The sequence below is a fragment of the Streptomyces sp. Ru71 genome (assembly GCF_002920535.1).
In the GTDB taxonomy this organism is placed as follows: domain Bacteria; phylum Actinomycetota; class Actinomycetes; order Streptomycetales; family Streptomycetaceae; genus Streptomyces.
The window spans coordinates 1-2,796 of record NZ_PQSS01000161.1; the positions used below are offsets into that span (position 1 = coordinate 1).

Sequence of the window (2,796 nt, forward strand, 5' to 3'; positions counted from 1 at the left end):
GGTGCTGCGCCCGGCCCGCGAGCGCTGGCTGCGCCTGCACCTGGTGTACGACGCCGGGCCGACGATGCCCGTGTGGCGGCCCCTGGTCCGCGAACTGCACGCCACGCTCGCCCAGTCGGGCCTGTTCCGCGCGGTCACGCTGCGCCGCGCCGAGCCCGACGGCACGGTCGGCGGCCCGGCCGCGCCCGCCGACGGCCGTACCGCCCTGCTGCTGGTCAGCGACTGCATGGGTCCGCAGTGGCGCGAGGGCCCCGCGGGCAGCCGCTGGTACGCCACGCTGCGCCGCTGGGCCGGGCGGATGCCACTGGCCGTCGTGCAGCCGCTGCCGGAGCATCTGTGGCGGGACACGGCCCTGCCGACGGTGCCGGGCCGCCTGTCGGCCCCGCACCCGGCGGCCCCGACGGCGGCGCTGACCTTCACGCCGTACGAGCCGCCCGGCCCCTACGACAGCGACCCCTCGGTCGTGCTGCCGGTGCTGGAGCCCGAGCCGCGCTGGCTGGCGAACTGGGCGGCGCTGCTCGCCACGCCCGGCCGCACCGAGGTCCCGGCCGCCGGTGCGGTCCTGGGCCGGCCGCTGCCCGCCGGCACCGGCGACCGCACCGACGTCTCCCGGCTGTCCCCCGAGGAGCTGGTGCTGCGCTTTCGCGCGACGGCGTCCCCGGAGGCGTTCCGGCTGGCCGGGCATCTCGCGGTCGGCCGGCCGGACCTGCCGGTCATGCGGCTGGTGCAGCGGGCCGTGGAGGCTGAGCCGCGGCCGCAGCACCTGGCCGAGGTCATCCTCAGCGGCATGCTCACCGCCGTGCCCGGCCCGGCCGGTTCCTACGCCTTCCGGCCCGGCGTGCGGGAGCTGCTGCTGCGCGGCCTGCCCCGCTCGGCGCACGGCCGCACCACGCAGCTCCTGGAGCAGATCGGCGGGTTGATCGACACGGCGGCGGGCCGGGCGCCGGGCGAGTTCCGGGCCTCGACCCCGGCGTCGGGCGGCCGGCCCACAGGTGTGGACGGCGAACCGTTCGCGCACGTCAGCCGGGAGAGCGTGCGGCGGCTGGCGGAGGAGCGCGAGAGCGAGGGGGAGCTGTTCGCCGGGCGCTACCGGCTGCTGCGCAGGATGGGCCTGTCGGGCGCGAGCTGGCTCGCCGAGGACACCCACGACGACGACGCGACGGTCCTGGTGCGCCGGCACAGCCCGCTGATGTGGAAGGACGGCCGCTTCACCGAGGTGGCCCGGCGGCTGGCGGCGGTCCGCCATCCGGGGATCGCGGCGATCCGGGACTACGGCACGGCCGACGGATACACCTACCTCGTGCGGGAGTACGTCGACGGGCTGCCGCTGCCGGAGCGCGGCCTGACGCCCACGGAGCTGGCCGAGGTGATCCCCCCGCTCGTGGACGCCGTGAACGCCCTGCACGCGCACGGCCGCCCGCACGGCCGGCTGGACCCGTCGTACGTCCTCCTCACCCCGAACGGGCCGGTGCTGACCTGCCTCGACGGCCTCGCCGTCGGCACCGGGAGCCGGGCCGAGGACCTGCGGGCGCTGGGCGACATCGTGTCCGCCCTGTACCGGGAGGAGCAGTTGCCCCCGGGGCTGGCGGGGGAACTGGCCACGGCCGTGTCGGACCTGCGCTCCCCCCTCACCGACGTCCAGGAGCGCGGCGCCGAGTGGCTGCGTCATCTGACGCTGCCGGAGGAGCGGCTGCGGTATGAGCTGCTGGGTCCGTTGCGGGTCAGCTGGGCCGGGCGGGAGGTTCCGGTCGGCGGGCCCGGGGTGAGAGCGGTGCTGAGCATGCTGCTTCTGCGCGGCGGCAGCGCCACCCGCGCCGAACTGGCCGCCGGGCTGGGGGCAGGGACCGACGTGGACCGGCGGATCAGGGAACTGCGGGCCGCGCTGGCGCCGGACGCGGAGGTCACCGTCGACGGTGACACGGTGCGGCTGCGCCCGTTCACCGAGGACGACGTGGACGCCCTGGCCGCCCGCCGGCTCGCCGCCCGCGCCGACACCACCGAGGACCCGGCGGAGCGTTACATACTGGCCCAGGCGGCGCTGTTCCAGTGGCGCGGCACTCCCCTGGACGGCATCCCCGGCCCGGCCGCCCTGGCCGCCCGCGCCGAATTCGAGTCCCTGCACAGCAGGCTCACCGCCATGGTCGACCTCTCACGGCCCGCGGTCTCCTTCCTCACCGACGATCTCACCGGTGACCCCGAGGCCCGCATCACCCTCGAAGCCGCCGTGCACGACATCCTGTCCCGCTCGCTGGCCCCGCAGCACTACGAGATGGCGGTGCGGCGGGACGGCTACGTCGTGCGGGTGGATCCTGCCGCTGACCTGCTTCCCCTCCTGGTGGCGGCGGTGCGCACGTTCCCCGACGTCCTGCCCGGCCGGTCCCGGCTGCGGGTGACGTTCTCGCCGCCCGTCCTGCCGGAGGAGCCGCCCGCCGGCCGCCGTATCGCCGTACCGCCCGCCCTGTACGAGCAGTTCGCCGCCAGCTCGGCCGCCTCGCGGCCCCCGCGTTTCAGGCCGCTGTGGGGTGCCACGCCCCAGGACCCGCCCCGCGCCTGGTACTGCCCGCTGTCCCCGTCGGCGGACGAGGAGGAACCCGACCTGCTGCGGGGCCCGTTCATCACCCGGGACCTGCGCGCGCTCGGCATGCCCGCCCCCGGCCGCACCGCGATCGTGCACCTGGACGCCGACGGCCCGCTCACCCTGCTCGACCCCGCCCGCTCGTACGGCACCCGGGCCACGACGTACTACGAGGTCGACCTCACCCCCCGGCAGGCGCGGCACGAGATGTCCCTGCCGAG

Annotated in this window: 1 protein-coding gene; it reads left to right on the plus strand. The window is 76.7% G+C overall.

Annotated elements, in window-relative coordinates:
• Nucleotides 1–2,796 (plus strand): SAV_2336 N-terminal domain-related protein (locus C3489_RS38955; RefSeq protein WP_308460842.1); only part of this gene is annotated, 2,796 nt, incomplete at both ends.